The 25,053-nt window shown below is 44.2% G+C and carries 25 protein-coding genes, 2 tRNA genes and 1 pseudogene; 19 read left to right on the top strand and 9 right to left on the bottom strand.

Annotation, left to right across the window (positions count from 1 at the left end):
- The first annotated feature begins 45 nt into the window (after positions 1–45).
- A pseudogene (locus HMPREF0868_RS08250) lies at positions 46–1,172 on the top strand (transposase).
- A gap of 260 nt (positions 1,173–1,432) precedes the next feature.
- Here HMPREF0868_RS08250 and HMPREF0868_RS04990 read toward each other — a convergent pair.
- Positions 1,433–1,873: a metal-dependent transcriptional regulator gene (locus HMPREF0868_RS04990; RefSeq protein WP_012993617.1), complete on the bottom strand. Its 441-nt coding sequence runs from the start codon at positions 1,871–1,873 to the stop codon at positions 1,433–1,435.
- 142 nt (positions 1,874–2,015) lie between these two features.
- Here HMPREF0868_RS04990 and HMPREF0868_RS04985 point away from each other — a divergent pair, with 142 nt between their 5' ends.
- The 4 genes from HMPREF0868_RS04985 (at position 2,016) to arcA (ending at position 6,465) form a co-directional block, all read left to right on the top strand.
- The gene (locus HMPREF0868_RS04985) at positions 2,016–2,483 is read left to right on the top strand and encodes a hypothetical protein (protein ID WP_034574268.1); all 468 of its coding nucleotides are present in this window, start codon (positions 2,016–2,018) and stop codon (positions 2,481–2,483) included.
- A 125-nt stretch (positions 2,484–2,608) separates the two neighbouring features.
- On the top strand, positions 2,609–4,288 hold the full coding sequence (locus HMPREF0868_RS04980; RefSeq protein ID WP_012993616.1) for a DUF5050 domain-containing protein: 1,680 nt from the start codon (positions 2,609–2,611) through the stop codon (positions 4,286–4,288).
- A gap of 271 nt (positions 4,289–4,559) precedes the next feature.
- Positions 4,560–4,985: a MarR family winged helix-turn-helix transcriptional regulator gene (locus HMPREF0868_RS04975; RefSeq protein WP_012993615.1), complete on the top strand. Its 426-nt coding sequence runs from the start codon at positions 4,560–4,562 to the stop codon at positions 4,983–4,985.
- A gap of 262 nt (positions 4,986–5,247) precedes the next feature.
- On the top strand, positions 5,248–6,465 hold the full coding sequence (arcA, locus tag HMPREF0868_RS04970) for an arginine deiminase (RefSeq protein ID WP_012993614.1): 1,218 nt from the start codon (positions 5,248–5,250) through the stop codon (positions 6,463–6,465).
- Between the two features lie 146 nt (positions 6,466–6,611).
- On the opposite strand, the gene HMPREF0868_RS04965 is transcribed toward arcA, so the two are convergent.
- Positions 6,612–6,687: transfer RNA gene (locus HMPREF0868_RS04965), tRNA-Thr, on the bottom strand.
- A 125-nt stretch (positions 6,688–6,812) separates the two neighbouring features.
- Here HMPREF0868_RS04965 and HMPREF0868_RS04960 point away from each other — a divergent pair.
- From HMPREF0868_RS04960 to HMPREF0868_RS04895, 14 genes are all read left to right on the top strand, one after another.
- Entirely contained in the window at positions 6,813–8,126 is a 1,314-nt protein-coding gene (locus HMPREF0868_RS04960) for a methionine gamma-lyase family protein (protein WP_012993612.1), read from the top strand.
- A gap of 113 nt (positions 8,127–8,239) precedes the next feature.
- Positions 8,240–9,940, top strand: a complete 1,701-nt coding sequence (locus HMPREF0868_RS04955) for a biotin/lipoyl attachment domain-containing protein (protein WP_012993611.1) — start codon at positions 8,240–8,242, stop codon at positions 9,938–9,940.
- Positions 9,933–10,904: a YggS family pyridoxal phosphate enzyme gene (locus tag HMPREF0868_RS07965; protein WP_012993610.1), complete on the top strand. Its 972-nt coding sequence runs from the start codon at positions 9,933–9,935 to the stop codon at positions 10,902–10,904. The genes HMPREF0868_RS04955 and HMPREF0868_RS07965 overlap by 8 nt, the downstream gene beginning before the upstream one ends.
- A gap of 203 nt (positions 10,905–11,107) precedes the next feature.
- The gene (sepF, locus tag HMPREF0868_RS04945) at positions 11,108–11,662 is read left to right on the top strand and encodes a cell division protein SepF (RefSeq protein ID WP_012993609.1); all 555 of its coding nucleotides are present in this window, start codon (positions 11,108–11,110) and stop codon (positions 11,660–11,662) included.
- Positions 11,659–12,363, top strand: a complete 705-nt coding sequence (locus tag HMPREF0868_RS04940; protein WP_012993608.1) for an HAD family hydrolase — start codon at positions 11,659–11,661, stop codon at positions 12,361–12,363. The genes sepF and HMPREF0868_RS04940 overlap by 4 nt, the downstream gene beginning before the upstream one ends.
- A 7-nt stretch (positions 12,364–12,370) precedes the next feature.
- A complete protein-coding gene (gene hemZ / locus HMPREF0868_RS04935) occupies positions 12,371–14,029 on the top strand; it encodes a coproporphyrinogen dehydrogenase HemZ (RefSeq protein WP_012993607.1) in 1,659 nt (552 codons plus the stop codon).
- A 287-nt stretch (positions 14,030–14,316) separates the two neighbouring features.
- Positions 14,317–15,606, top strand: coding sequence for a dicarboxylate/amino acid:cation symporter (locus tag HMPREF0868_RS04930; protein ID WP_012993606.1), 1,290 nt, complete (start codon positions 14,317–14,319; stop codon positions 15,604–15,606).
- A gap of 146 nt (positions 15,607–15,752) precedes the next feature.
- A complete protein-coding gene (gene rplU, locus HMPREF0868_RS04925) occupies positions 15,753–16,061 on the top strand; it encodes a 50S ribosomal protein L21 (RefSeq protein ID WP_012993605.1) in 309 nt (102 codons plus the stop codon).
- A gap of 21 nt (positions 16,062–16,082) precedes the next feature.
- Positions 16,083–16,415, top strand: a complete 333-nt coding sequence (locus HMPREF0868_RS04920; RefSeq protein WP_012993604.1) for a ribosomal-processing cysteine protease Prp — start codon at positions 16,083–16,085, stop codon at positions 16,413–16,415.
- 19 nt (positions 16,416–16,434) lie between these two features.
- Positions 16,435–16,719 (top strand): 50S ribosomal protein L27, encoded by a 285-nt coding sequence (gene rpmA / locus HMPREF0868_RS04915; protein ID WP_012993603.1) that lies wholly within the window; start codon positions 16,435–16,437, stop codon positions 16,717–16,719.
- Positions 16,720–16,851: 132 nt separating this feature from the next.
- Positions 16,852–18,120: a GTPase ObgE gene (gene obgE, locus HMPREF0868_RS04910; protein ID WP_012993602.1), complete on the top strand. Its 1,269-nt coding sequence runs from the start codon at positions 16,852–16,854 to the stop codon at positions 18,118–18,120.
- 81 nt (positions 18,121–18,201) lie between these two features.
- Positions 18,202–18,504 carry a YhbY family RNA-binding protein gene (locus HMPREF0868_RS04905; RefSeq protein ID WP_012993601.1) on the top strand — a complete coding sequence of 101 codons (303 nt, stop codon included), beginning with the start codon at positions 18,202–18,204 and terminating at the stop codon, positions 18,502–18,504.
- 423 nt (positions 18,505–18,927) lie between these two features.
- Positions 18,928–19,089 carry a rubredoxin gene (rd, locus tag HMPREF0868_RS04900; RefSeq protein ID WP_012993600.1) on the top strand — a complete coding sequence of 54 codons (162 nt, stop codon included), beginning with the start codon at positions 18,928–18,930 and terminating at the stop codon, positions 19,087–19,089.
- Between the two features lie 393 nt (positions 19,090–19,482).
- Complete coding sequence (locus HMPREF0868_RS04895) at positions 19,483–20,682, top strand: FprA family A-type flavoprotein (protein ID WP_012993598.1); 1,200 nt, start codon at positions 19,483–19,485, stop codon at positions 20,680–20,682.
- 271 nt (positions 20,683–20,953) lie between these two features.
- Here the strand turns inward: HMPREF0868_RS04895 and HMPREF0868_RS04890 are convergent, their stop codons facing one another.
- The 7 genes from HMPREF0868_RS04890 to HMPREF0868_RS04860 form a co-directional block, all read right to left on the bottom strand.
- Positions 20,954–21,517: a DUF4364 family protein gene (locus tag HMPREF0868_RS04890; protein WP_012993597.1), complete on the bottom strand. Its 564-nt coding sequence runs from the start codon at positions 21,515–21,517 to the stop codon at positions 20,954–20,956.
- Between the two features lie 93 nt (positions 21,518–21,610).
- Entirely contained in the window at positions 21,611–22,027 is a 417-nt protein-coding gene (mscL, locus tag HMPREF0868_RS04885; RefSeq protein WP_012993596.1) for a large-conductance mechanosensitive channel protein MscL, read from the bottom strand.
- Between the two features lie 13 nt (positions 22,028–22,040).
- Complete coding sequence (gene tadA, locus HMPREF0868_RS04880; RefSeq protein ID WP_420805354.1) at positions 22,041–22,547, bottom strand: tRNA adenosine(34) deaminase TadA; 507 nt, start codon at positions 22,545–22,547, stop codon at positions 22,041–22,043.
- Between the two features lie 5 nt (positions 22,548–22,552).
- Positions 22,553–22,996, bottom strand: coding sequence for a DUF3842 family protein (locus HMPREF0868_RS04875; protein ID WP_012993594.1), 444 nt, complete (start codon positions 22,994–22,996; stop codon positions 22,553–22,555).
- A gap of 117 nt (positions 22,997–23,113) precedes the next feature.
- Positions 23,114–23,389 carry an HU family DNA-binding protein gene (locus tag HMPREF0868_RS04870; RefSeq protein WP_012993593.1) on the bottom strand — a complete coding sequence of 92 codons (276 nt, stop codon included), beginning with the start codon at positions 23,387–23,389 and terminating at the stop codon, positions 23,114–23,116.
- 110 nt (positions 23,390–23,499) lie between these two features.
- Positions 23,500–23,573 (bottom strand) — tRNA-Gly (locus HMPREF0868_RS04865).
- A 60-nt stretch (positions 23,574–23,633) separates the two neighbouring features.
- Positions 23,634–25,031, bottom strand: coding sequence for a M18 family aminopeptidase (locus HMPREF0868_RS04860; RefSeq protein ID WP_012993592.1), 1,398 nt, complete (start codon positions 25,029–25,031; stop codon positions 23,634–23,636).
- Positions 25,032–25,053: the final 22 nt, after the last annotated feature.

Genomic DNA, 25,053 nt, shown 5'->3' with positions numbered 1-25,053 from the left:
CCAAAAGTTAGACCAAAATCTAAAGATTGGGAGGTCGGTATTTTTATGGCAAAACATAGTTTCGAATTCAAGAAGAAAATTGTTTTAGAATATTTGGATGGGAAATGTGGGTTAAAATATCTTTCTAAAAAATATGGACTTGGCTCTGACTCACAGTTACGCAAATGGATTAATGCATACAAGGAGTTTGGCGATGAAGGATTAATGCGTTCTTGTAAAAAAGCAAAATATTCTTTCGAAAAGAAGCTTTCTGTTGTAGAGTTATATCTATCAAGTGAGATTTCATACCAAGATTTGGCGATTCAAGAAGGTATATACAATCCAAGCATGATTTGTATCTGGGTTAACCGTTTTCGTGCTGCCGGTCCTGATGCGTTGAAACCTCGCAAGAAAGGTCGAAAGAAAAAATTGGATAAACCTAAGATAGATAGTAAAGCAAAACAAGCGGAAAAAAGAATAGTTGATACAAGTGCAGAACATGTTAAAGAACTAGAAGATGAACTGCTTAAACTAAAAATTGAGAATGCCTTTTTAAAAGAACTGAGGAGGCTGCGTTTAGAGGACGAGGCAAAAATGAGAGAACGGCACTCGTCATCAACAGTCTCCGAGGAGAATTCAAACTAAAAGACCTTCTCTCTTACACAGGCATGCCTAAAACAACTTATATGTACTGGCAGAAAAGATTCTATAGAGAAAACCCTGACAAAGAAATCGAGGATAAAATTCTTGAAATCAGAGATACACACAAAGATTATGGTTATCGTCGAGTGGTTGGAGAGTTAAGAAATCAAGGCTACTGTGTAAACAAAAAGAAAGTACAACGTATAATGCAAAAGCTTGTTTTACAAGTTACTTCCTTCACTCGAAAGAGCCGAAAATACAGTTCTTATCAAGGCTGGGCTTACCAAATGAAAGCATACTCTCATCGTCTAAAGGAAGAACGAATCTTCCAAAGTATGTCTCGTAAGGGTAACTGTCATGATAACGCTGTTATGGAGAACTTCTTTGGATTACTTAAACAAGAAATCTATTACGGTGTTACTTACTATAGTTATGATGAGCTAAAGTCAGAAATAGAACGATACATAAAGTATTATAATGAACAAAGAATTAAAGAAAAACTAGGATGGCTAAGTCCAGTGCAATACAGGCTTAGACTCTTGGCTGCATAAAAATAGCGTAGCAGTCATATAAACTGCTACGCTAAAAAAGTCTAACTTTTGGGGGTCGGTACAAGATTTCGCCTATTTTATATTTTCATCTAAAAATTTTGAATCAGAAGGTTGCTGGGTGAATCGGCACTCTGGAAAGTGTTATTACCCAAAGTGCTCACCGCCTTGGCGGTCGTGTTAAGCTTAGTTTGAGATAAGTTGCTAAGTCAACCTGAGTTTCAGCTAAGTCAACCTAAGTTGTTGCTAAGTTTTATAACTGATTACTTGATGGATTCCTGCGCTGGCAGCCCGTTGTCGATGCTGCCCTTAACTTCCGCTTCATGAAATTGGCGGATGTAGGCGAACCACTTGTTGCGCGTTTCCATGCTTATTACATGCTCCATACGGCAAGCGTCCTCTTCGGCGACGTTATCTGCAACGCCAAGCATATGTACCAGAAAATATTTGAGCATCTTGTGCCGATGCAAAACTTCTCCGGCAACCGCTTTGCCTTCGTCAGTGAGCGTAATCAAACCATAGTGTGGTTGTTCGATCATCCCGGCCTCACGTAAAACTCCCATGGCTTTACTTACACTGGCTTTGGACACTCCAAGCATGTCGGCGACATCAACCGATCTTACACTGGGCGAGTGGGCGGATAATTGTAATATTGCTTCCAGATAGTCTTCATTTGACATAGTCAAAACAGGTAATTCAGCCATGTTTACCTCCGTAGAAATGTAATTTACTTTATTATAGCAAATTTTTTTTTTTTTTCCAGCAATTAGCCCGATCTGCTGAACACCTTGCGCCTTCCTGCCAATACGGTAAAATAATACAGACGGGTATTGCGCACTTAACTTTGTGCCGTCTGCCTATCTTAATAATAAATACACAGAAAACTTGGAAGAAACGGAAAAAATTATGTACTATGCCGGTTTTATAACATCTTTGATTATAAGTGTCGCCGCTTTGGTCGGAAGCCTGTACTTGTTTATAAAAGCAATTAAATGTTGGGCGGAGCGCAAGATAACTTGGCGTTATCAATTTTTCCTACCGGCATTACTTTTACCGATAATTCTCTGGCTTAGTTTTGCCATGGTTTTACCGCGCTCTCTAGACTGCATCAGCTTGGTGCAAGGACAAATCCGGAAGGTGACGGCAGAAGTGACGGCGTATAATCGTATATTAGGGAGAGTGTATACGAAACAAGGTATTTTTTATGTCAGCCGTTGGAGTGCCGTGCCAAAAGAGGGTCAAAGCTATGCCATCCATTATTTACCGCGCTCCCATTACGCTGAATTCAAACTGGAACAAAAACAAAGCAATTAAACGCTATCCTGCAAGTCTGTAGCAGTTTGGCCATCATACTAATTGGTCCTTTTGTATAATTTGCTAATTCTCAGTAAACGGAGCAATCCGTAATAATTCTAAGTGATTCGGAGAAGTTCATAGTAATGAAAAGTGTGCAAAAAACATTTATAATTTTGACTGCTTGCCTAGTTGTCCTGATATTGGCTATAATCGGTTGCCGCCTTTTTTATTTCCACTCGCAGGCGAAAAATGATGACCGCTTGTTCAGCGAAGGTATTGCAGCACTGAAATCGGGGGACAGCTATACTGCTTTTGCAAGATTTACCGCGCTAAAAGATCAGCAGCCCGATGATCCGGAAGTCAATTATGGCCTATTTCTGAGCAGTATAGATTTAAATTATTTAGAAGAAGCAGCTAAGGCTTTTGCCAAAATTCTGCCGGAACAACGACGCAAGCAGAGTGAAACTACCTATGTTAACATGATTACCATGGCGCATCGCCTCGCTTTTTCTGATCTTGCCGAACGTTGGCTGGCAGAGGCAACAAAAATATTCGGCGAAACTGATGCGATTAAGAAGATCAAGCAAGGCCACTATCCTTATCTGCAAGTTAAGCGGCCGTTGCCGAGTGACAAAAGTCGCGATTTTGCTCCTTCCCAATCTGACTCTTTTTCGGACGCCTCAGCGGTTGATCTTGATTCCACCTCTCTTGCCGCTGCGTACAAAGACGGTGACTACGCTGGAATTGCCAAAGCCTTATCATCCAATGTCGGAACGGGAGATTTGACGGAAACACAGGCGATACTTTTGGCCAAGTCCTATATAATGCTTAATCAAGCGGAGGCATACACAAATTTAGTCGAAAGATTAACCGCTTCAGGCAAATTTAATGCGAAGAACCGGCCGAATTATTATGGCACGACTATCGGCAATATGCAGAACGGTGGGGAGGCGATCCGCATTGACGGGGAAATCTATGCCGCGGCTTATTCAACGTATTTTTTACAAAAATGGCCGGCGAGTATGTTGGAAAAAAGTAGGGCAGAGTTGGCTGCGACTTTGCCTAAGCCGAAAGTTATCGCTGATATTCCGGTCGCCTGCCTCAATTGGCGTGACGGATGGCTATATTACGTTGACCGCCGAGCTGGAAATATTTGTCGCCGCCACTTGGCTGACGGACGCACTGAAACGATCATCGCCGTTAAGGCTGACTACATGATTTTGGCCGGTACCAAGCTTTTTTACCGCGACACCGGCGACGGGCGTAAGTTGAAAAAAATTGATTTGACGACACTTTTACGTGATGAGCACGCGACAATTGCCTCTGTTGGAAAAAACCTACGCCCGGAAGTTTGTCTTGATATGCCGATCCGTTCCTACACGATGGATGGCGAACATATTTTTGCTATTCGGGCGGAAACTTATCAAGTCATGTCTTATAAACTGCAAACTGGCGAAGTGCAGCAATTACCTTTGGATGAAACGGAAGAAATTGTTTCTAACGGGGTTAATTTATTCTATGTAAATATCGCTGATGGCAACCGACTTTGGACATCCGATGCGGACGGAGGCCGGAGCAGACGCTTGTTACAAGCCGAAAACATCAGCAATTTACACTTGAAAGACCGAAAAACGTTGCTGTTCAGCAATTGGCAATTGCAGGAAATTAATTTGTCTGATGGGAAGATAGACATTCTTAACGATTTTTCCACTAGTGGCATCACTAGCTTGGGCGATCGATTCCTCGTCGCCAACGAAACTCTTGACCGCTTTAAATATTTGGTATTCCCAGACACCGGGGCATATCTGAAAATTGAGCCGTAAGATTCTTAGCATCATCTAGGGTGTGATTTTTTCTTAGTTGCGTCCCCTTGGCGAGGAACACATCTCAAAAAATCAACTTTATTTACAATTTTAATTAAAGAAATTTTAATAATTAGCAACGTCCGCTAAAATTTAACGAATTCGAGCGTAAATCTTGAATAATCTCAAGAAATAATGGATTTAAAATGAAAAATACTTTAAAAAACGTTGTATTAAATGTTCAATAATAGTAAAATATCAGTTGCAAAATAGTTAACAAGGAGAGAGAAGAATGCTAGACAGGCTAACTGATGAATTTCAACAAATCGGTGTCCGCATCAATGGGATCTTGGATGAAATTACCAAAGATGAACCTTTAAGCCGTAATGAAGTGCTGATTCTTTTCCATTTATACTACAGCGGAACTATGAGTATTAAGGAAATGACTACCTTTTTGCATGCCAATCAAGGAAATACGTCAACAACGTGTAAACGATTGGGCAATCTTGGCTTTGTCAGACGCGTGCGGAGTGCTACCGATGAACGTTCCGTAGAATTGCATTTGTCTGAAGAGGGGCGGGATAAGTGTGACCATCTAAAAGGAAAAATTTATGGGAAACTTGAGATCCGTGAAGATGATTTAGATGAATTGCTACACAACGCCCAAAGTATCAATGCAGTTTTAGCTCGTGTTCTGGACAACATTTGTCAAGATTGAGCAGCAGGATTTACGGAACTCATACATTAAGTATCATATAGGACGGTTCCGCACAGCATAACAGAATGCTGCACATAGTTGCGCATTCATTAGCAGCATATTTGTTTTAAAATAATAAAATATCAAGATTGTTTACATGGATAAGGCACGATCCAGTTGCGGGATTGTGCCTTTTTATAATCTTGCAATGTCAAGGCGTTTACGGCATTATCTTTACTAAGAATAGTACTAAATCAATTTTTGATTGACTAGGAGGATAGCTATGAACGTGAACCCGATAAGAATAAAATCGGAAATAGGACGCTTAAAATCCGTCATTTTGCACCGTCCAGGCCGGGAACTGATTAACATTACGCCAGACCTGATGGAAGAACTTCTTTTCGATGAAATTCCTTATCTTGAAATGGCACAAATTGAGCATGATAGTTTTGCGCAAGTGCTGCGTGATAACGGCGTTACTGTGTATTATTTGGAAAAGCTGGTTGCGGAAGCGGTGGACGATCCAGAGGTGAAAAAAGAATTTATTGAAACCTTTCTTGAAGAGGCAGATATTGCGGTGCCAAAGGAACGAGAATTGGTAAAAGAGTTACTCTACACCTTGGACAACGAAAGCCTGGTCCTCAAAATGATGGAAGGGGTACGCCGCACTGAACTACCGTCCTACACAAAATTGACGCTCAACGAAATGATTGAGCGTGACGGATTTTTTGTCGTTAAACCGATGCCGAATCTTTACTTCACTCGCGATCCTTTTTTCTTCATCGGCAATGGGGTCAGTTTGAACTGCATGTGGTCACAGACTAGGCGGCGGGAAACGTTGTTCGGCAAAACTATTTTGCTACATCATCCAATGTTCAAGGATAATCAAATCCCGTTTTGGTATGATCGTGATCTTCATCCTTCGATCGAGGGCGGGGATATTGCCGTGCTTTCGGATAAAGTCGTTGCCGTTGGCGTCAGTCAACGCTCAAAACCGCGGGCAATCGAACTGCTGGCGAAAAATTTGCTTACATCTGATTGCGGTTATGAAACTGTATTGGCTTTTACGATTCCTCAATCGCATGCGTTTATGCATCTGGACACAGTATTTACGATGGTAGATTATGACCTGTTTACTTTGCATCCTGAGGTTGACCATACTTTGCAGGTTTTTTCGATGCGCCTGAAAAATGGTGAGGTTGTTACTCGCCGGGAAAGTAATGTCATGGAAGATGTTTTAAAGAAATTTTTGCGGACAAAAGAAGTGCACCTGATCCGCGAAGGTAACGGTACGGTTATGGACGCGATTCGCGAACAATGGAATGATGGCTATAATACTTTGGCGATTGCGCCACGAGAAGTTGTCGTTTATGATCGGAATACATTGACTAATGCGGAGCTTACTAAGTATGGTGCCAAGTTGCATGTTATTCGTTCCGGGGAGCTTTCGCGTGGGCGAGGTGGGCCGCGTTGCATGTCAATGCCTTTGTACCGGGAGTGAAACGGCCAGCGAACCGCAACGATATGGCTGGGGCGTTGAGAAAATCAAGGCTAACTGCCGACAGAAACCGGGTGATTAATTGTTCTGCTCGGGTAAATGTGGTAATATGAAAAAGCCTTAAATCTTCTGATTTAAGGCTTTTAATATGGAGCTAATGGCGGGACTCGAACCCGCGACCTGCTCATTACGAGTGAGCTGCTCTACCATCTGAGCCACATTAGCAACTGCGATATACGCAAGATAGCATATAACTTTGGCTGAGGTTTGTCAAGCAACGCGTCGGCAGCCTGGAAAGTTAAACTTCGAAAGTGGCCGGAAATTTTAAACTGATAGGAGAAACTCGTTATATGGATAACTACGCTTTATGGGGGATAGATAAATCCTTTGTCGAAAAAGCGAAAGAGATCGAGAAATCATTAGCAAAAGTATTTAAACGTTTAGATGATTTGCGCGAATACAACCAACTAAAAGTCCTCCATGCTATGCAGGAAGCCAGATTTTCTGAGGCCGGCTTTGCCGGTACTACGGGTTACGGCTATGACGATATGGGACGCGAACAGCTGGAGACAGTCTACGCTAAAGTTTTTGGCACCGAAAAGGCTCTGGTGCGACCGCAACTTTGTTCAGCTACCCAGGCTTTAAGCCTAACTTTATCTGCTATTTTGCGTCCTGGAGATGAACTTTTGGCGGCTACTGGTGCGCCTTATGATACTTTGCGACAAGTGATAGGCGCAGGGACTGCTTCCGCGGAGGCTGCGACAACCCCTGGCCATGGACACGACACTGGTTCACTTCGTGATTTCGGCGTTACTTTTAAGCAAGTCGAATTAAATGCTGACGGTACGATTGACCTTCAAGGCATTTTGGCTGCCATCAATCCAGCGACCAAAGTGGTACTGTTTCAACGTTCGCGCGGCTATGGATCGCGACCGGCTTTGTCCGTCTATGCTTTGGCTGAAGCTTTTGCGGCTGTGCATGCACTAAATGATAAAATTATATGTATGACCGACAACTGTTACGGCGAATTTACGGAAAAAGCTGAGCCGACCGACCTAGGATCTGACTTAGCTGTAGGCTCATTAATTAAAAATCCGGGGGGGGGTTTGGCGGCTACCGGAGCTTATGTAGTTGGAAAAGGTGATTTGGTTGAATTGGTTGCCAATCGTTTGTATGCACCCGGGTTAGGTCTGCATGTCGGGCCGATGCTGGGTCAGACAAGGTCGTTAGCCCAGGGATTTTATATGGCGCCACATGTTGTTACCGAATGCCTCAAGGGTTTGGCGTTGGCGGCGGCTGTTTTTGCCGAGGCCGGTTTTAAAAGCTCGCCTTCAGCTGAAGAAGAAAGATATGATATAATTCAGACTATTACATTTAATGCGCGCGAACCGATGTTGCAGTTTTGCCGAGCTGTTCAGGCGGCTTCTCCGATCGATTCCTACGTAACTCCGGAACCGTGGGCTATGCCGGGCTATGATTGTGAGGTTATCATGGCAGCAGGGGCTTTTGTGCAGGGTGCTTCTATTGAACTTAGCGCAGACGGACCGGTTAAACCTCCATTTACCGCTTTCATGCAGGGCGGTTTGGTATATGAAAATGTTAAACTTGCCGCTCTGTTGGCGGTGCAAAAAATAGCGGAGCAAAAGCGTAGCGCGAACAACTGAGTCAAATGCTGGGCTTGCGGCGGGTAAAAGTGCGGCTAGGGTAGCTGAGCAAGTTGCTGCAGCGTTGTAAAATATATTGTTATAAATAGGTGTGCATTGATTTTGAGGTGAAAATGTCAAATAAACAAGATGACTTTCTATATAATGCGGGCCGCTCCGGCAAACGAGCCGGCGGTGAATCGGAACGCCGCGACAAACGTCAGACCGATTATCGAACCGAGCAATATTCCGAGTCGCACAAGGTCGGCCGGTTCGAGCATGAATTCGACCGTCTGTCTGACGATTTTACCTTTCTTGGCAGCGACTCTGGCAAGCCGGATTCCGACAAATATATGTCGGCGGCCGATTTGTGGTGGCAAAAAAAATCCGCTTCCACCGAACGTCAAAGTCAATTTGTCGCTGACTACCGCGACAATCGGTTAGATCAGCCGAATGCTGCTTACCCAAGACAAACCGCTTCACCTAACAGCGAAACAGATTATGATGTGCAAACTGTTGCCGAACGCGAACGACGGGCTGCTGAACAGCGTGAGCTTAGACGACATCGAATGCGCCGCCAACGTCGCGTGCGCTTCCGCGCCGGCATTTTGTTGAGTTTGATTTTACTAACGCTGATACTTACATTTGTTCTCATCCGACTAATCGTCAACCGCAGTGCTAATCAAACCGGCTTAAGATTTATAACTTCAGGAACTTTGTATCGCACAGTGGACGGAAAAGCAATTGTTATCAGAAATGAAAAGGTGGAAAAAGCCGCGGCGGATGGTTTTGTTCAACCCCTAGCCGGCGAGGGGGAGCGCGTAGCCTATGGACAAAAACTGGCGTTGATTTCAGCAGAGGACATCGCGCCAATTCGTGGCCAACTTAATGACGTTTTACAAAAAATAAGCGGACGCGAGATGGAATTGATTAGCTTGGGCCAGTCCGAAGATGCCCAGAAAATTTACAACAAATCTGAAGATTCCTTGCGAGAACTTGTGCGTTCAATAGCTGTAGCAGCGGCCGGAGGCGAGGTACGAGAAGCGAAGGCGGCAGGACTTAGAATAAATTCCGTGCTTGAAAATCGAAATCGTGAGCTGAAAAAAATAAGTTTTAATGATCCCGTGCTAAAAGATTTGACGACAACCAGAGATAGGCTAGAACGTGAACTAACCAAGAAATCGCGCGTCATAAAAGCGGGGGTGGCCGGTTTGGCAACTTTCAGTGTCGACGGATTTGAGGACAAATTGCCTGGGGACAAGATCGACACAATCACCGGCGATAATTTGCAGGAAATTTTTAAAGCCAACTCCGATTTCAGTGATATTTCCGGTCAAACTGCCAAAGATCATCCAGTAATTCGCATGGTCAACGGACTTTATCAATATTTTGCCGTTTTAGTAAAAGAAAAAGATCTGGGAAATTTCAATGATGATAAAGTAGATATATATCTTCCTGATATGAAATATGAGTTGAAAGATTGCAGGATTACGCATCGTTTGCCGGCGAACGGCGGAACGTATTTGTTTATACGTACAGAAAAGAAAGTTGAAGGCTTACTGCGCGAACGCCGTGTCAATATTCAATTAAGGGTTTCGGCGGAACAAGGCTTGATCGTTCCTTTTTCTGCCCTGAAGTTTTCTGGCAACGAGTCTGATCTGGGGGAAATGGCCGTGGTGCAGTCAGGCTTTGCTCATTTTGCGAAAGTTAAAGTCGGTATTAGAAGTGGCGATAAAGCAGTGGTGACGCCCTTGAACGAGGACGCCAAGATAACGGCTGGTAGTTTGGTTGTGCAGAATCCGGCCGGAATAAAAGAGGGTGACAAACTTGAATGAAATGATGAAAAACGAAGAGATAAACATCGGCACGGTAAATAATGAAACGATAAGTAATGAAGCGGCAAGCAGTAAATCGGTATGCAGTGGACCTGCTTATACGGATTTGTTGCGTGAGCGCTTAGACGTGGTTCAGCAAAAAATTGTCGCCGCGTGTGCTGCAGCCAAGCGCGATCCGCGTGAGGTGCGGCTAATTGCGGTAACTAAAACCAAAAGCTTAGAGGAAATTAAGCCATTGTTAGAACTGGAGATTTACGATTGGGGCGAGAACCGTTGCCAAGAGATGTTGAGCAAACAGGCCGAATTGACGGAATTTGATTTGGCGGCTGGGCCGGGGAAGAGAGCGGAGATCGAGTTGAGAGAGGCGGCATCGGAAAATTCAGGTCGTCCAGGTCAGACTCAGGCCAACGTCGTTGCCGATAACCCGATCAACTGGCATCTTATCGGCAGCCTGCAAAAAAACAAGGTTAAATATGCCGTCGGAAAAACTTGCCTTATTCATTCAGTTGATTCGCTTGAACTGTTGCTGGCTATTAATGCTAGAGCGGCCAAACTGGCTCAGGCTGGCGCGGATGCTTTTTGCCAACCCGTTTTGCTCGAAGTAAACTACAGTGGTGAGACCTCAAAACACGGGTTTGCGCCTACCGCCATTGCGGAAATTTTAAGCAGCTTGAAGCCGGGAGATGTGAGTAATATACGTATTGACGGCTTGATGACCGTGGCACCGAAAGACGCAGCCCCGGCTGCTTTGATTGAAATATTCAACGGTGTCAGAAATCTGCGTGATCATTTGAATAAAAGTCACCCCTGGTCCGATACGCCTGAATTGAACAAAGCCGTCAATTTACGAGAACTTAGCATGGGCATGAGTCATGATTATCCATTGGCGATTGAAGCCGGAGCTACTATGATAAGATTAGGTACGGTTTTACTCGGCCCTAGAGTGATTCATCCAGCTGAATAATATTAAAATATAATTACAAAAGAAATACAATATAATAACTAATATTGTGTTTTGATTAAGCCTAAAACGATAGTAATGCCAATATTGCCTATCCTATATGTAGTTTTAATTTATAAAACATATATTATATTGCTTAACATCAGATTGACTAAACACCGCAAATATTTTAAGGTGTATGAAGAATTTATTTGAGGTGATACGATATGGCTGTCAGTATGACTGAAGTTAACAATGTTTATGATGAACCCGTCCGGTCAGAAAAATTGACCACCAGAATATTCAACCGTATCAAGAACACGGTATTTAATGATGTGGATATGGAAGACAACGAACACAGACCTGCCTATGAAGTAAACGTAAATGCTGAAGATATGCGTTTAAATGAATTGCCGAATCGAAATGCCGCTTGGAATCGCCGCTCGTATAGGACGAATCCGACCGAAACCGAAGCTGCTGCGCCGGATACCATGTACAATCATCGTATTGTCAGTTTGCAACCGTATAGCTTGGAGGCAGCGCGCAATATCATAGCACAAGTGAGAAATAATAATTCTGTAATTTGTAATTTCGAAGGAATGGATGAAAAAAGCTCCGAACTAGCCTATTGTTTCATCAGTGGCGGTGCAAGTGCGCTCTCAGCCGGATTTCAGCAGGTGAGCAAATATATTTTTGTCCTTACGCCGCGCTCAGTGGTTATGATTAATGGTATGAACGAAGAAGAGAAACGCTATCGTTCTGAGAATGATATGGAAAGATGAATGAATTCAAAACGTCCGGAAAAATCAAAGCGATTGCTTTCGACCTTGATGGAACTTTGCTGAATACAATAACAGATCTCGCAGCCGCTATGAATTTTGCTCTGGCCAAAAACGGGTTGACACCGCGAAATTTGTCGGAATACAACCACTTGGTGGGAGGGGGCATACCTAAACTCATCGAGCGGATTTTTGCCCGACAAGATCCGCCGTGGACAAAAGCTGAACACCAAGATTTATTCAATATCCTTCAGGCGGACTTTGACACCCGTTATCGCGAGCATTTGACTGACGCTACCCAACCTTACCCAGGAATTATTCCGTTGCTCAAAGGATTGGTTGCATGCGATTATTCGGTAGCTGTTTTGACGAATAAACCGGATAAATTTGCTCAGATATTGGTAGAACATTTTTTCTCATTTATACCGTGGCGAGCCGTTATCGGGCAGAAAGCGGGATTTTTGCCCAAGCCGGACTTGCGAAATTCACAGCAGCTTGAGGAAATAACTGGCCTGTCTTTACAAAACTGGGCGATGGTCGGCGATTCGGATGTCGACGTTTATACTGCAAAAACTGCCGGCATGCTCGGAATTGGTGTTGACTGGGGATTCCGTGGCGAAGCTGAGCTGCGTCGAGCCGGTGCAGACTTCGTGGCTATAAAGCCATCCGATATCTTTGCTTTTCTGAATGTGGCAGGCAAGTAGGGATGCAATGAAAATTTTTTTTAATTCCGAAGTTGATGCATATGGAATACAAGATTTGCTGCGTTTGTTTTTTGGAACTTGCACGCGCCTTGTTGAACCGACAAATAACGTCTTGCTTGGTTTCGCGGTTGATTTAGCAGATAATTTAGCTGAAGGCTCTGCAAAGGAGTTCGCAGAAGATTTGACGTGGGCTATCTTGGCTGAAGATGACGACTGCCGCATATTCGAATTGAGCGGAATGCACGGATGGACAAGCGATTGCCTAAATACAACGGATGCCTGCCTAAATCTTAACTTAGCGGAAAATAGAGCCGCGGTTTTAGCTTCAGCGAGGCTTTTGGCTTGTCGAGATGACAGCCTCAATTTACTTATCCAAATCGGTCTGGTCGGAAAGCCGGCTGAATTTTGCCGTCCTAAACGTGATAATAAGCGTTTGCTGTACTTTGCCCTATGTAAGCTTACCGGCAAGACATTCCCTTGGGGCAGCTTAACCGGAATCAGACCTACTTTGATCGCTGCGGAAGCCATGAAAATTACACCGAACCACGCGGCAGCGGAAAATTTACTGGTTCGTTATTATGGTGTGAGTCTTTTCAAAGCGCAGCTGGCCTTGACTACGGCGCGGGAAGAACAGCATATTTTACGTCAGCTTCCGCCGGATACCTGCGGGGTTTACATTGCCATTCCCTTTTGCCCCACAAGATGTCTGTACTGTTCTTTCAGCACTAATGAAGGAATAGATCCTCCCAATGATTTGATTAATCGCTATATTGATGCACTTAGTGAAGAAATTGAACTCACTTTCGCGCAGTTGCCGTTTAAAATCTCCACCCTTTATGTTGGTGGTGGCACTCCGGGCATACTTTCGGCAGAGCAAATAGCGCGGCTTGGGCAAATTATTCATCGAAATATCGAATTTATTCCAGGCGCAGAGCTGACCTTCGAGGCCGGCCGACCGGATCGAGTAGATCAGCCCGCTTTATCCGCCGTATATGAAGCTGGTTTTCAGAAGATTTGCCTTAATCCCCAGACTTTCCATGACCGCACCCTCGCTTTGGTCAATCGTCAGCATACGGTGGAGCAACTTATCTCAACTTACGAAATGGCGCGTCGAATGCCGTTTACCAATATAAACATGGATCTTATCCTTGGATTGCCAGGTGAGACGGAGGCTGACATGCGTTATACCCTAAAAAAATTGGAAAGTTTGGCCCCAGACAGTTTTACCCTACACAGTCTGGCAATTAAACGCGCTTCCAACTTAAAGTTGCAGGCAGAAGATTGGTTGGATGTAGGAGCGGTTCATCGCCGTAATAAAGTGTTGGAAAGTTTGCAAGAAGAAGGACGCGCCTTGGCCAACCGACTCTGGTTGGTTCCGTACTACATGTATCGGCAAAAAGATGGAGTCGGCGGGTTAGAAAATTTAGGCTATGCCCGTCCAGGCTGCGGTAATCGCTATAACTTGGCCATGATGGGGGACGGCTTGTCAATACTGTCCTTTGGGGCTGGGGCTATGAGCAAGGCGGTGAGTGGTGACAAAGTTGAACGCAGTCCAAATGTGCGGTCAATTCAAGCTTATATAGAGAGACATCGCGAGATGAGCGAGCGGAAAATCATTCTGTTCCGGCAAATGAATGATAATGTGATAAAAAGTGTTCATTTTTAGTAAAGAATTTTGTCCGATTTAGAGATTGTTATGCATAAGTGCAGAGAAGTATTGTTTTTAAAATATTTAATACTATAATGTATTGAAATGAGTTGCAACAAAAGTATCAACTAAACAAAGTAAGAGTAAAAGACAAGAAGTAAGAGAAACTTGCCGCGGCGGTTGACACTAGGTAGCCTAGTAAGAATCCAGGCAATAACGCAAAACCAGGCGATTCCAACAACCCCAGCAGTAGCGGTAATCGGCACTTCGCACAATGATGCAATATTGGCATAGGAGGAGGGACTATGACAAAAAAGTTTAAGCTGTCACTAGCTATTCAAATTCTTATAGCTCTTTTTTTGGGCATAATTTTTGGCCTTGTTTTAATGAAGACAGGACATGTTGATTTTGCCAATTCTTATCTTAAACCATTGGGGCAGATTTTCCTTAATTTATTGAAATTCGTTGTTGTACCGCTAGTTTTAACCTCTATCATAGATGGGGTAATTTCCTTAAAAGATATAAGAAAGGTAGGCACGATCGGCTTAAGTACGATTATTTACTATGCTTTAACCACGGCTTTTGCCGTCGCCGGCGGACTGCTTTTTGCCAATCTTTTTAAGGGAACATTCCAACTGTTACAAACAACAAATTTGAAGTTCGATCCTGGTAAAGCCACCAGCTTCATGTCAACCTTGGTAGGACTTTTCCCAAAAAATGTTTTAGGCCCTTTGGTTGAAGCCAATATGTTGCAAACCATCGTTATTTCTCTTTTAATAGGTTTTGCGATTATAATTGCCAAAGAAAAGGGTACCCCGCTTGCTAAAATCAATCGCTCGATTGAAGACATATTCATGATCATAATGGAGATGATCGTCAAAATATCCCCGTACGCCGTCTTTTGTTTGATAACTCCGGTTATTGCCGCTAACGGTGCTCAGGTAATCGGATCTTTGACAATGGTTTTACTGGCAGCATATATAGCTTATATCGTTCATTTGACCGTTGTTTACTCATTTACCGTTAAGGCTTTAGGAAAAACTTCTCCCCGCAAATTCTTTCAAGCCCTTATGCCGGCTATGATCTTCGCTTTTTCTAGTGCATCTTCTGTCGGAACTTTACCTATTAATGCGTCTTGTTTGGAAAAAAACTTGAAAATAAGAAAAGATATTGTCAGCTTCGTTCTTCCTTTAGGAGCAACGATAAACATGGACGGAACTGCTATTTACCAAGGTGTTTGCGCAGTCTTTATCGCGGCCTGCTACGGAATAGATTTGTCGGCAAGCCAATTACTTACCATTGTCTTGACCGCTACTTTAGCAAGTATAGGTACCGCAGGAACCCCTGGATCAGGGATGATTATGCTGGCGATGGTTTTGCAAAGTGTCGGATTGCCGGTGGAAGGAATAGCCTTGGTAGCCGGAATCGATCGAATCTTCGATATGGGCAGGACGGTTGTCAATATAACGGGAGACGCCAGCTGCGCGGTAATTGTCAATCGCCGCGAAACATTGCGAGAATTGAGAGCAGCGGCTGCACATGCTGAAACAAGTGCCGATAAAAACGATAACCAGAGTGAAACAGTGACGGATTAACTTCAGACGCAGCTTACCACGTAACTTGAACAGTTGACTTTGATAGCACTAAATTGTATAATTTCGTGGTACCGTTCGATTCCGGTCTCCAATGCCAGCAGTTGTGGCAACCAAAAATCGACGAGTCTGATTACAGGAGGAACAATATGTACGCAATTATCAAAACAGGCGGCAAACAATACAAAGTTGCCGAAGGCGATGAAATCTTTGTTGAGAAAATTGCCGGAGAATCCGGTGCAACAGTTGATTTCAACGAAGTTTTAGCTTATTCAACCGAAACAGGATTGGTCATGGGCGAGGCTGCTGAGGCGGCCAAAGTAACCGGCGAGATCGTGAAACAAGGCAAAGGCAAGAAACTTGTTATTTTCAAGTATAAAGCCAAGAAAGGTTTTCGTCGCAAACAAGGACATCGTCAACCGTACACTCGTGTACGCATAACTGCGATTAAAGCATAAGCGATACGAAAAAATAAGACGGTGATTACGGTAACATTTCATTCACTAGCGGCGGAAAGTCAACTGAACGGTTTCAGTTTAGTTGGTCATGCAGGGTACGCCAAACCCGGTCAACCGGATATCGTTTGTGCAGCCCTTACGGCCTTGAGCACAGGAACGATTGGAACTTTGCAAGATATATTGCAAGTACCGATTGCTTACGAAGTTGAGGATGGCAACATTGCCTGCATGGTTCGCACCGATGGCCTTGATGCCGGTAAGTTACATGATGTCGATTTGATTCTGCGTAGCCTACAGTTGGCTGTACAACAGATCGAATTGAGCTATGGCGATGAATATGTTAAGATTAATTAGTCTGTAATAGGAGGACACCATGATTTTAGTCAATTTACAATTACTCGCTCACAAAAAAGGTGGCGGTAGCACCAAGAACGGTCGTGATTCAGAAAGCAAACGTTTGGGAACCAAGCGTGCTGACGGACAGTTCGTCTTAGCCGGCAACATCTTAGTGAGACAACGTGGTACTAAGGTTCATCCAGGAACTAACGTTGGAATCGGGTCAGATGATACACTTTATGCCCGCGCTGACGGTAAGGTCAAGTTCGAGCGACTCGGCAAAGACCGTAAACAGGTTAGTGTTTACCCGGTTGAAGCTTAAAGATATAAGTCTTGATGATCAAAGTCCGGTTATAGCAACCGGACTTTTTTAAATTAAGCGGCTAAGTACGGCGTGACTGTAGCGGAAATGCTGCTTAAATTGTAACAGTAGGAGATTCTGGCAGGAGATTTTATGTTTATAGATTATGCCAAAATATTTTTAAAATCTGGTAAAGGTGGCGACGGCAGGGTTAGTTTCCATACCGCCAAATACGTTCCTAATGGGGGGCCGGATGGTGGCGACGGCGGTGACGGCGGCAGCGTTATATTTGTTGCTGATGCCAATTTATCAACCTTACAAGATTTTCGATATAAGCGAAAGTATATGGCCGAGGACGGCGAAATGGGTGGTAGACGCAACAAAACTGGTAAGAATGGCGCAGATCTATATGTCAAAGTTCCGGTTGGCACGATTATTAAAGACGCCCAAACCGGTCGCCTGTTGGCAGATTTCACTGCCAATGGTGAAGAAGTAGTAATTGCTGAAGGCGGTAAAGGCGGCAAAGGAAATGTCCGCTTCGCTAACCCTGTGCGTCAGGCACCTAACTTTGCCCGAGCTGGTGAGGCAGCGACGGAAATGGAAGTTATAATCGAGCTCAAATTGCTTGCAGATATCGGTCTGATTGGTATGCCTAACGTTGGTAAATCAACTTTACTCTCGGTGGTTTCTGAGGCTAGACCGGCAATTGCTGACTACCATTTCACGACACTTGAACCAAATCTCGGCATTTGTACCGTCGGTGAAAAACATTTTGCAATAGCTGATATCCCTGGTCTTATTGAGGGCGCTTCGGACGGCTTGGGTTTAGGTCATAATTTCCTCCGTCACATCGAACGCACACGACTATTGCTTCATCTGGTTGATGTCAGCGGCTCAGAAGGTCGTGATCCTCTGGATGATTTTAAACAAATAAATAATGAACTGGCCAAGTTCGACAGCGATTTGGCGAAGCGTCACCAATTGGTTGTGGCCAGCAAAATTGATTTAGCAACAGAGGCGCAGCTTAAGTCTTTCCATACCGCAATTGAGGGGCAAGGCTATGAGGTGTTCGATATTTGTGGCCCGATACATGAAGGTGTGAATAAGTTGATGCAAAGGGCAGCTGCTTTATTGGATGAGTTGCCGGAGACTGTCTTGCGCCCGCAACCGGAGCTGGCGACAAAGGTTTACACTTATGACGCGCAATTGTTCAACATAAAAGCTGTGCCAGGCGGTTTTGCCGTAGTTGGCAAGTGGGCGGAAAACTTGGTTAATTCAACCAATTTCGAGGATGTCGAATCTTTGCAATATTTCCAACGTCTGTTAAAAACCAAGGGTGTTATTGATGCATTGGTTGCGGCCGGAATAAAAGAAGGCGACACAGTTCATATATATGATATAGAATTTGAATACGTGCCTTAAAGGCAAGACGGCTGTTTCGATACATTAGCAAATCAGACTTTCACGGTGTATTTTTATGCCGGAATTTTAAAGGAGAAATAAATGTTAACCGGTAAACAAAGAGCGTTTTTACGCGGTCTAGCAACTGAAATCCCGGCTGCGATTCAAATCGGCAAGGACGGACTTGATGCGGCCAATATAACTACTTTTCAGCAATATTTAAGTAAGCGGGAGTTGGTAAAGGCAACGGTTCTCAAGACCTGCCCGGTTACTCCTCGCGAGGCGGCCGAAGCAATGGCTGCAGCTTTAAAAGCTGAGGTTATTCAAGTGATCGGACGAAAGTTCACGTTATATTTACCCAATCTTGAGTTGCGAAAAATAGGCAAAGCCATAGTCTTGCCCTAAGCCTGGAGCCGGCAAGAATGAAACGCAAGATGAAAACGGCAAATACTTACGATAAACCTGTGTTTATTGCAGAGACGACATGGGGTGACGACAAGTTTTCGTCACATGTGTTTCTAAAAAGACTTTACTTTGCGCTATAATACTATTGGAAACAAGAATTATATTCCGCTTTGGACATACAGCTAATGCAGTTTAAAAAGTTATTTGGCTGTGTGGGCTGGAGGTGCAGCTGGTTTGTACAGGTCGGTTCTACAGTTCAGTTCTACAGGGCAGTTTACAGTCAGCTGTCTGTTCTGATCTAAGGCGGAGTTTTAATAATGATTTGCCATTGCTTGACTGGTGTAGCGAACCGCAGGCAGTAGCAATTTTGGTGCTAGACGTAAAACACGTTAAACGTAAAACAAAAACAGGGAGAGAAACAAAATGACTAAGTATGTATGCGATCTGTGCGGCTATATTTACGATCCGGAAGTGGGCGACGAGGACAATGGGATTGAACCTGGTACTGCATTCGCTGATTTGCCGGAGGATTGGCTGTGCCCGTTGTGCGGAGCTGCTAAGGATCAGTTCAGTGTTGCTGACTAGTTCAGTGCGAACGGCAGCTTGATGCCGTGAGTGGCTAAGACTATTTCACCGCAGTGCCACCAATACGGCAGCATCAGTTCGGTCGGCATCCGGCTAAATCGGGTAAGCAGTATTGCGAATTTCACCTTTATTTTCGATATGAGTGGAATTCGGACAGACAAAGGCCGCTCTATGGAGCGGCTTTAATATTTTGCTTAGTTAAAATTATTTTATGACTTGTTTTGTAGTAAAATAAGTGAGGATATTGATTTTTGAACGCAGCCGGGCTGATTTTGCCGGTTTGGCTTGAGACTTATTTGAACTCATTTGAACTTATTTGGACTCATTTAAGACTCGCGTAAGGCTTAGCCAAGGTGGTTTGACTGCAAATACAACAGGCGATAGGAGGAAAAAATGCCATTAGAAAAAATTACCGATAACGTATATTCGGTCGGTGCTCAACACTTTGATCGGGAATTGTTCGACGCATTAATGCCGTTGCACTATGGGACGACTTACAATTCGTATTTTATCCAAGGTACCAAGGCGAACGCACTAATCGATCCGGTCGAGCCGGAAAAAATTGCTGACTTGCTGAAAAATTTAGAGGATTTGCAAGTTAAAAAGATAGATTATATTATTAATTTGCACACTGAACAGGATCACTCCGGCGGAACGCCATTCATGTTGCAACGCTGGCCGGACGCACAGCTGGTGGGTACAGCCAAAGTCGCCGAATTGGCAGAGCTGCATTTGCATTTGCCCAAAGAAAAATATATGCTCGTTAAAGACAATGACAAGCTGGAATTAGGCGGTAAGACTTTGGTTTTCCGTAGCATCCCCTTTGCGCATTGGCCGGATAACACAACCGCATTTTTGGAAGAAGACAACATAATTTTCACTTCAGACCTGTTTGGTTCTCATTTGGCCTGTGGTTCAATGTATAACGACGATGTTAAACTGCAGATAAGAGCCGCCCGCGATTATTTTGCAGAAATAATGATGCCTTTTTCAACGCAATGTGCAAAATACACAAAATGGGTCAAAGAACTTAATCCTTCCATAATCGCCGCCGCCCACGGACCGCTGTGGCGCAATCCGTCCGACATTCTCGATAAATATGAAGAGTGGACAGGCGACAAAAGACAGCGTAAAACCGTCATTGGTTATGTTTCAATGCACTCTAGCACGCAAGAAATGATTCAACGTTTAATTCTGCGTTTGAAAGATCGCAACATGCCGTACACGCTCTACAACTTGGCGGCGCATCGCGACAGTATGTCGGTAGCTGTTGGTGAGATGGCCGGTGATCTAGTTGAAGCAGGGGGGCTTATCTTGGCGGCACCTACGGTGTTAGTCAATCCGCATCCGGCTTGTTTGTATGCGGCTGCTGTAGTCAATACCTTGAAGCCGAAAATAAAGGTTGCCGGGTTCATGAGTTCTTATGCTTGGGCAAGTAAAGCTGAACAATTTTTAACAACTGGCCTGAGTGCGATAAAAACAGAAACTTTGCCGGTGCTGATGGTTAAGGGCGCGCCAACCGAGAAGGATTTTGAGCGTGTCGATGAGTTTGCCAACGCTTTTGTGGATAAAATGGATGAGCTCTGCAAATAAAGCAGTTTCACAAAACATATGCTGCTTGGCGGTCGGAGCAACTGAACTCCCATTGCTGTTGTTGAGTAAATGCGAACAAACATAACCGCGTGGCATAGATGCACATAATTGCATAATTGAAAAATGGGCCTTATGAGCGAAATCCGTCTTGTAAGGCCTTATTTTGGCTCTTGGCCTTATTATGGCTTGTTGGCCTTATTATCCATGGAATATAGCTCTAAAGTATAATTTATCCAATCCAATACAGATCTTCACTCAGATATTCGCTGTATTACGGCTGTTTAGGATCGTCGTTTTTTCGATTAAACGGATCTACCAGATATCGGTACAATTCAGCCGTATTTTGCCGCCAACGTTTACCCAGATCCTCCGCTGCCTCACTTGTGGGCACAATTATACGATATTCAAAAGTCAGACGATTATTATCTAGTAACTGCAAGACTGCCCAATAGTCGCCGTAGCCGGAAGGCAAAACTTTCGCTGTCGCTTCTTCGAAAAACTGCCTAGAGTTAGAAAAATTAGCCAAAAATTTCAGCACCGGATCAGGCATGGTAGGATTAAGCGTATGCAAAAGTTCCTTCCCGGTCTCTGTCAGATCCCAGCGCAGTAACGGCTCGCCGTCAGCTGCGAGCAAAGATTCATTTTTGCGCAAAGAAAGTTGTGCCAATTTTTTTTCTTTCATTTCCTGTTTGATCTGTGAGTAGGTGAAATAATCCATATACATTGATGCGCAACAGGTATTGAGTAAATCGGCATCGGTCAATCCAGGTTTGGCCGCAATCAGGGCCAAAAAAACATAACGGGCTATTACTTCAGATTCAGCAAATTTAGACATAATTCTCCATTACAAAATATGGCAGCTGAACTTGCTTGCTTTTTAACTCTCCCAACATAGGTATTCGGGATTGGAGTGTGGTAAAGTAGGCGGTCAGCGCTTTTTTAATTCATCCAAAATAGCTGCCAACAGTTCATTGTCACTTGGCGTCGCAGGTTTGGCGTTTTCCGTAGCTTCTTGTTGATGTTCAAGAACTGATTTTGCTTTGTTATAGATTTTAAGAACTATGAATAAAACAAAGGCGACGATAATAAAATTTATTATGGCATTGATCAGATTGCCGTAAGTTATGGCTATTTCAGGCTTTGCACCTTCGGCTGAAGCCAAAACGGCTTTGAGATTGGCAAAGTCGATACCGGCTAGTATGAAACCGATAACCGGATTGATTATATCCTTGACCACTGAATTGATCACCGTGGTGAATGCGGCGCCGACGACAATACCGACGGCCATATCAATCACGCTGCCGCGCATTATAAAACTTTTGAATTCATTGATAAACTTTTTCATGCGGACTCTCCTTTCACCGTTTGCCTGATTTGGCTTGCCGCAAATTACGAAAAAAGTTGCTGAGAGCTGTGCTGCATTCGTCGGCCAGAATCGCACCAGTGTAGCCAACATGGTGATTAAGCCCGGGTAGATCGAAAATATTTCCGCAACTTACCACCGCCCCACCTTTAGGATCGGATGCACCGAAATAGACATGACGAATTCTAGCTTGCTGAATTGCTCCAGCACACATTATGCACGGCTCTAAAGTAACATAAATATCACACTCGGGCAACCGCCAGCTCTTAAGCTTGCGTTCGGCTTGCAATATGGCGGAAATCTCGGCATGGCCAGTGATCAGATTGCTGTTTTGACGTGAATTGCGCCCGTGGGCAACGATGCGTCCTTGATAAACAATTACTGCACCTATGGGGGCTTCGCCTTTACGCTCGGACAAGGCGGCCTGGTGAAGCGCTCGACGCATAAAATATTCCGGCGAGCGTGGGATGAGGGGAGAGGTAGAAAGATCTGTTGGCTGCAACCTACTCATGAATTTTGTAACATAAATTTGAAATCACTGACAAACATTTTTACACAGTCGGTAATGCGCTGCGGCAAAGGTAAATTGTCATCGGCGATACGTACCCGACACTTATTAATCGGAACGATATACTTAATTGCTTCTGAGGAGCCGATAGAGTTGGCCATGGCAGGAGAAAGCTCACCTAATAAAGAATTGGCGGATAAAATTCCGGCCGGACCTAAAATGTAGTCAGCTTTTTGAGCATTATAAATAATGGCGGATTCTCCGGTCGCGCCTAAGTCGGCACCGGACTTCAACATGTTTTGGGTAGCGGCCGAATTGGTCCCACATGCCAAAAGCGTGTATGAAAATTCTTCTGCCGGCAAATATATCCTTACTTGCTCAATTAATTCTTTGCCAAGTCCACCACCTTGGCCGTCTATGACTAATACTAACGGTATCCTCATAATTCCACCTTACAGACCATCTATGCTAATGTTAAATGATTATATATTATGAGATATTCTATATAAAAAATAAAAATATAGCTGCCTTAAATAAGACAGCTATAAGATGCATAAATTTTATTTGTTTACTTGTTCTTTTAAGCGCTTGCCTGGTTTAAAAGCAGGCGATTTGGATGCAGGAATCATAATTTCGGTTTTGGTTGCGGGATTGCGCCCTTTACGAGCAGCTCTTGCTCTTACTTCAAAGGTGCCGAAACCCGTAAGAATGACCTTGTCGCCCTTGATTAAGGCATCAGAGATTGTGTTTAGAACTGCGTCTAAGGCTTCCTCACTACTTTTCTTGGTTAAATTGGCGGCCTTAGCAATGGACGCAATTAAATCATTTCTCTTCATTCTGATTTTCCTCCTATGGAAATAATTTCGTGTTGTACTATACCTACTAACGATAAATGTGTCAAGACGAATGATCGGTTCTATTTTGCCTTACTAACGTACAAAAATAGTGGAGCGGGTAAGGGGAATCGAACCCCCACTCTCAGCTTGGGAAGCTGATGTTCTACCATTGAACTATACCCGCGCGAACACTACTATTATACCCGAGTTTCAGTATTCGTCAACACTGCAATCTGGCATACAGTCAAATTATGCCATTATTACTGTAAAAATTACGCAAAATTTTGATCAGTATGTAAGTGTCTGCTACACCACCGGTTTCACGCACCGAATGCATTCCCCAAATAGCATTGCCGATATCGACTGTTGGGCAGTGCAGATATGCGGTGCTGATCGGTCCGATAGTTGAGCCACCCGGACGATCGCTGTGATTGACAAAATATTGGAACGGTGCTTCAGCTTGACGACACAGTTCTTTGAATACGGCGGCTGATCCGGCATCGGTGGCGTAAGAAAGGTTGGCGGCCAATTTTATAACCGGTCCATGATTGATCCGTGGATGATTTACTGGATCGGCAACTTCAGGATAATGAGGATGCACTGCGTGAGCCTGATCGGCGGAAATTAGAAAAGAATTGTTTAGACAGTTTAAGAATCCTAGCCGATCGCCACCTGAGGCCAAAAATAAAGATTCGAGCATGTCGCGACAAAACATGGAAGCGGCTCCTTGGCGTGAGCGGCTTCCTACTTCCTCATTGTCTGAGGCAAAGGCGACACAAGTTGCCGTGGCGGAGGTTGACTTGATCAGCGAACTTACCGCTGCAAACGACATGGCAACATTGTCCAGACGCGGGCTACTGAGCAATTCGTGATTCAGACCAACGACGCAGGGAGGCTGAATGTCGTATACGTATAGGTCATAGTCTATGATATCCTCGCTTGGACATCCGAGCTTGGCGGCACAGATGGTTTCGATGAGCTTTAGTTTGTTAAGCTTATTTTGTTGCTTCGAGGCCGGGACATCGGCATCGGTGCCAGCGACATTACCAAAATTATTGACGGTACGTCCGAAATCTTCTACTGAATCGGCCAGAGCTATAACCGGCAGAAGCATCTTTTGTCGTATTATCGGTTCGCCTTCGTTTACTTTGCGATTCATGTGTATGGCTAAGTTAGGGAGTATTAGCAATGGGTCAACCAAGTCGATCAACTCATCACGCAATTTCCCATCCTTACGATAAACGATGCGCCCGGCCAAGGAAAGGGGGCGGTCGAACCAAGTGTTCAAAATGGGGCCGCCATACACTTCTGTATTTAGGAGCAGGCATCCCTCACGTTCTATGATCGGGTTAGGCTTAATTCGCAAAGTCGGTGAATCCGTGTGAGCACCGACAATTTTAAAACCATTTTCCAACGGTTTTTCTCCGATACGGAAGGCCATTAAAGCAGATTTGTTTTGGGTTATAAAGCCTCTCATGCCGGGTTCCATCTTCGTAATCCCGGTTGCCGTATAATCGTTAAATCCGGCAGCTTTGAGCATTTTGACCAGAGCTGCGGTGGAATGAAAGGCGGAATGGCTAGCGGCAAGTACTTTCATCAGTTCATCAAGCGAAAGTTTAGCTTCTTCGGTTAAATTTAACATTTTGCTACCTCACAATTTGGTT

The organism is Mageeibacillus indolicus UPII9-5 (assembly GCF_000025225.2).
In the GTDB taxonomy this organism is placed as follows: Bacteria; Bacillota; Clostridia; order Saccharofermentanales; family Fastidiosipilaceae; genus Mageeibacillus; species Mageeibacillus indolicus.
The sequence above is the reverse complement of the archived record's forward strand: the minus strand, read 5'-3'. Positions and strand labels throughout refer to the sequence as shown.

Coding starts and splice junctions, on each gene's coding strand:
- HMPREF0868_RS04990 (WP_012993617.1), bottom strand. CDS start 1,873: ATGGCTGAATTACCTGTTTTGACTATGTCAAATGAAGACTATCTGGAA.
- HMPREF0868_RS04980 (WP_012993616.1), top strand. CDS start 2,609: ATGAAAAGTGTGCAAAAAACATTTATAATTTTGACTGCTTGCCTAGTT.
- HMPREF0868_RS04975 (WP_012993615.1), top strand. CDS start 4,560: ATGCTAGACAGGCTAACTGATGAATTTCAACAAATCGGTGTCCGCATC.
- arcA (WP_012993614.1), top strand. CDS start 5,248: ATGAACGTGAACCCGATAAGAATAAAATCGGAAATAGGACGCTTAAAA.
- HMPREF0868_RS04960 (WP_012993612.1), top strand. CDS start 6,813: ATGGATAACTACGCTTTATGGGGGATAGATAAATCCTTTGTCGAAAAA.
- HMPREF0868_RS04955 (WP_012993611.1), top strand. CDS start 8,240: ATGTCAAATAAACAAGATGACTTTCTATATAATGCGGGCCGCTCCGGC.
- sepF (WP_012993609.1), top strand. CDS start 11,108: ATGGCTGTCAGTATGACTGAAGTTAACAATGTTTATGATGAACCCGTC.
- HMPREF0868_RS04940 (WP_012993608.1), top strand. CDS start 11,659: ATGAATGAATTCAAAACGTCCGGAAAAATCAAAGCGATTGCTTTCGAC.
- hemZ (WP_012993607.1), top strand. CDS start 12,371: ATGAAAATTTTTTTTAATTCCGAAGTTGATGCATATGGAATACAAGAT.
- HMPREF0868_RS04930 (WP_012993606.1), top strand. CDS start 14,317: ATGACAAAAAAGTTTAAGCTGTCACTAGCTATTCAAATTCTTATAGCT.
- rplU (WP_012993605.1), top strand. CDS start 15,753: ATGTACGCAATTATCAAAACAGGCGGCAAACAATACAAAGTTGCCGAA.
- rpmA (WP_012993603.1), top strand. CDS start 16,435: ATGATTTTAGTCAATTTACAATTACTCGCTCACAAAAAAGGTGGCGGT.
- obgE (WP_012993602.1), top strand. CDS start 16,852: ATGTTTATAGATTATGCCAAAATATTTTTAAAATCTGGTAAAGGTGGC.
- HMPREF0868_RS04905 (WP_012993601.1), top strand. CDS start 18,202: ATGTTAACCGGTAAACAAAGAGCGTTTTTACGCGGTCTAGCAACTGAA.
- rd (WP_012993600.1), top strand. CDS start 18,928: ATGACTAAGTATGTATGCGATCTGTGCGGCTATATTTACGATCCGGAA.
- HMPREF0868_RS04895 (WP_012993598.1), top strand. CDS start 19,483: ATGCCATTAGAAAAAATTACCGATAACGTATATTCGGTCGGTGCTCAA.
- HMPREF0868_RS04890 (WP_012993597.1), bottom strand. CDS start 21,517: ATGTCTAAATTTGCTGAATCTGAAGTAATAGCCCGTTATGTTTTTTTG.
- mscL (WP_012993596.1), bottom strand. CDS start 22,027: ATGAAAAAGTTTATCAATGAATTCAAAAGTTTTATAATGCGCGGCAGC.
- HMPREF0868_RS04875 (WP_012993594.1), bottom strand. CDS start 22,996: ATGAGGATACCGTTAGTATTAGTCATAGACGGCCAAGGTGGTGGACTT.
- HMPREF0868_RS04870 (WP_012993593.1), bottom strand. CDS start 23,389: ATGAAGAGAAATGATTTAATTGCGTCCATTGCTAAGGCCGCCAATTTA.
- HMPREF0868_RS04860 (WP_012993592.1), bottom strand. CDS start 25,031: ATGTTAAATTTAACCGAAGAAGCTAAACTTTCGCTTGATGAACTGATG.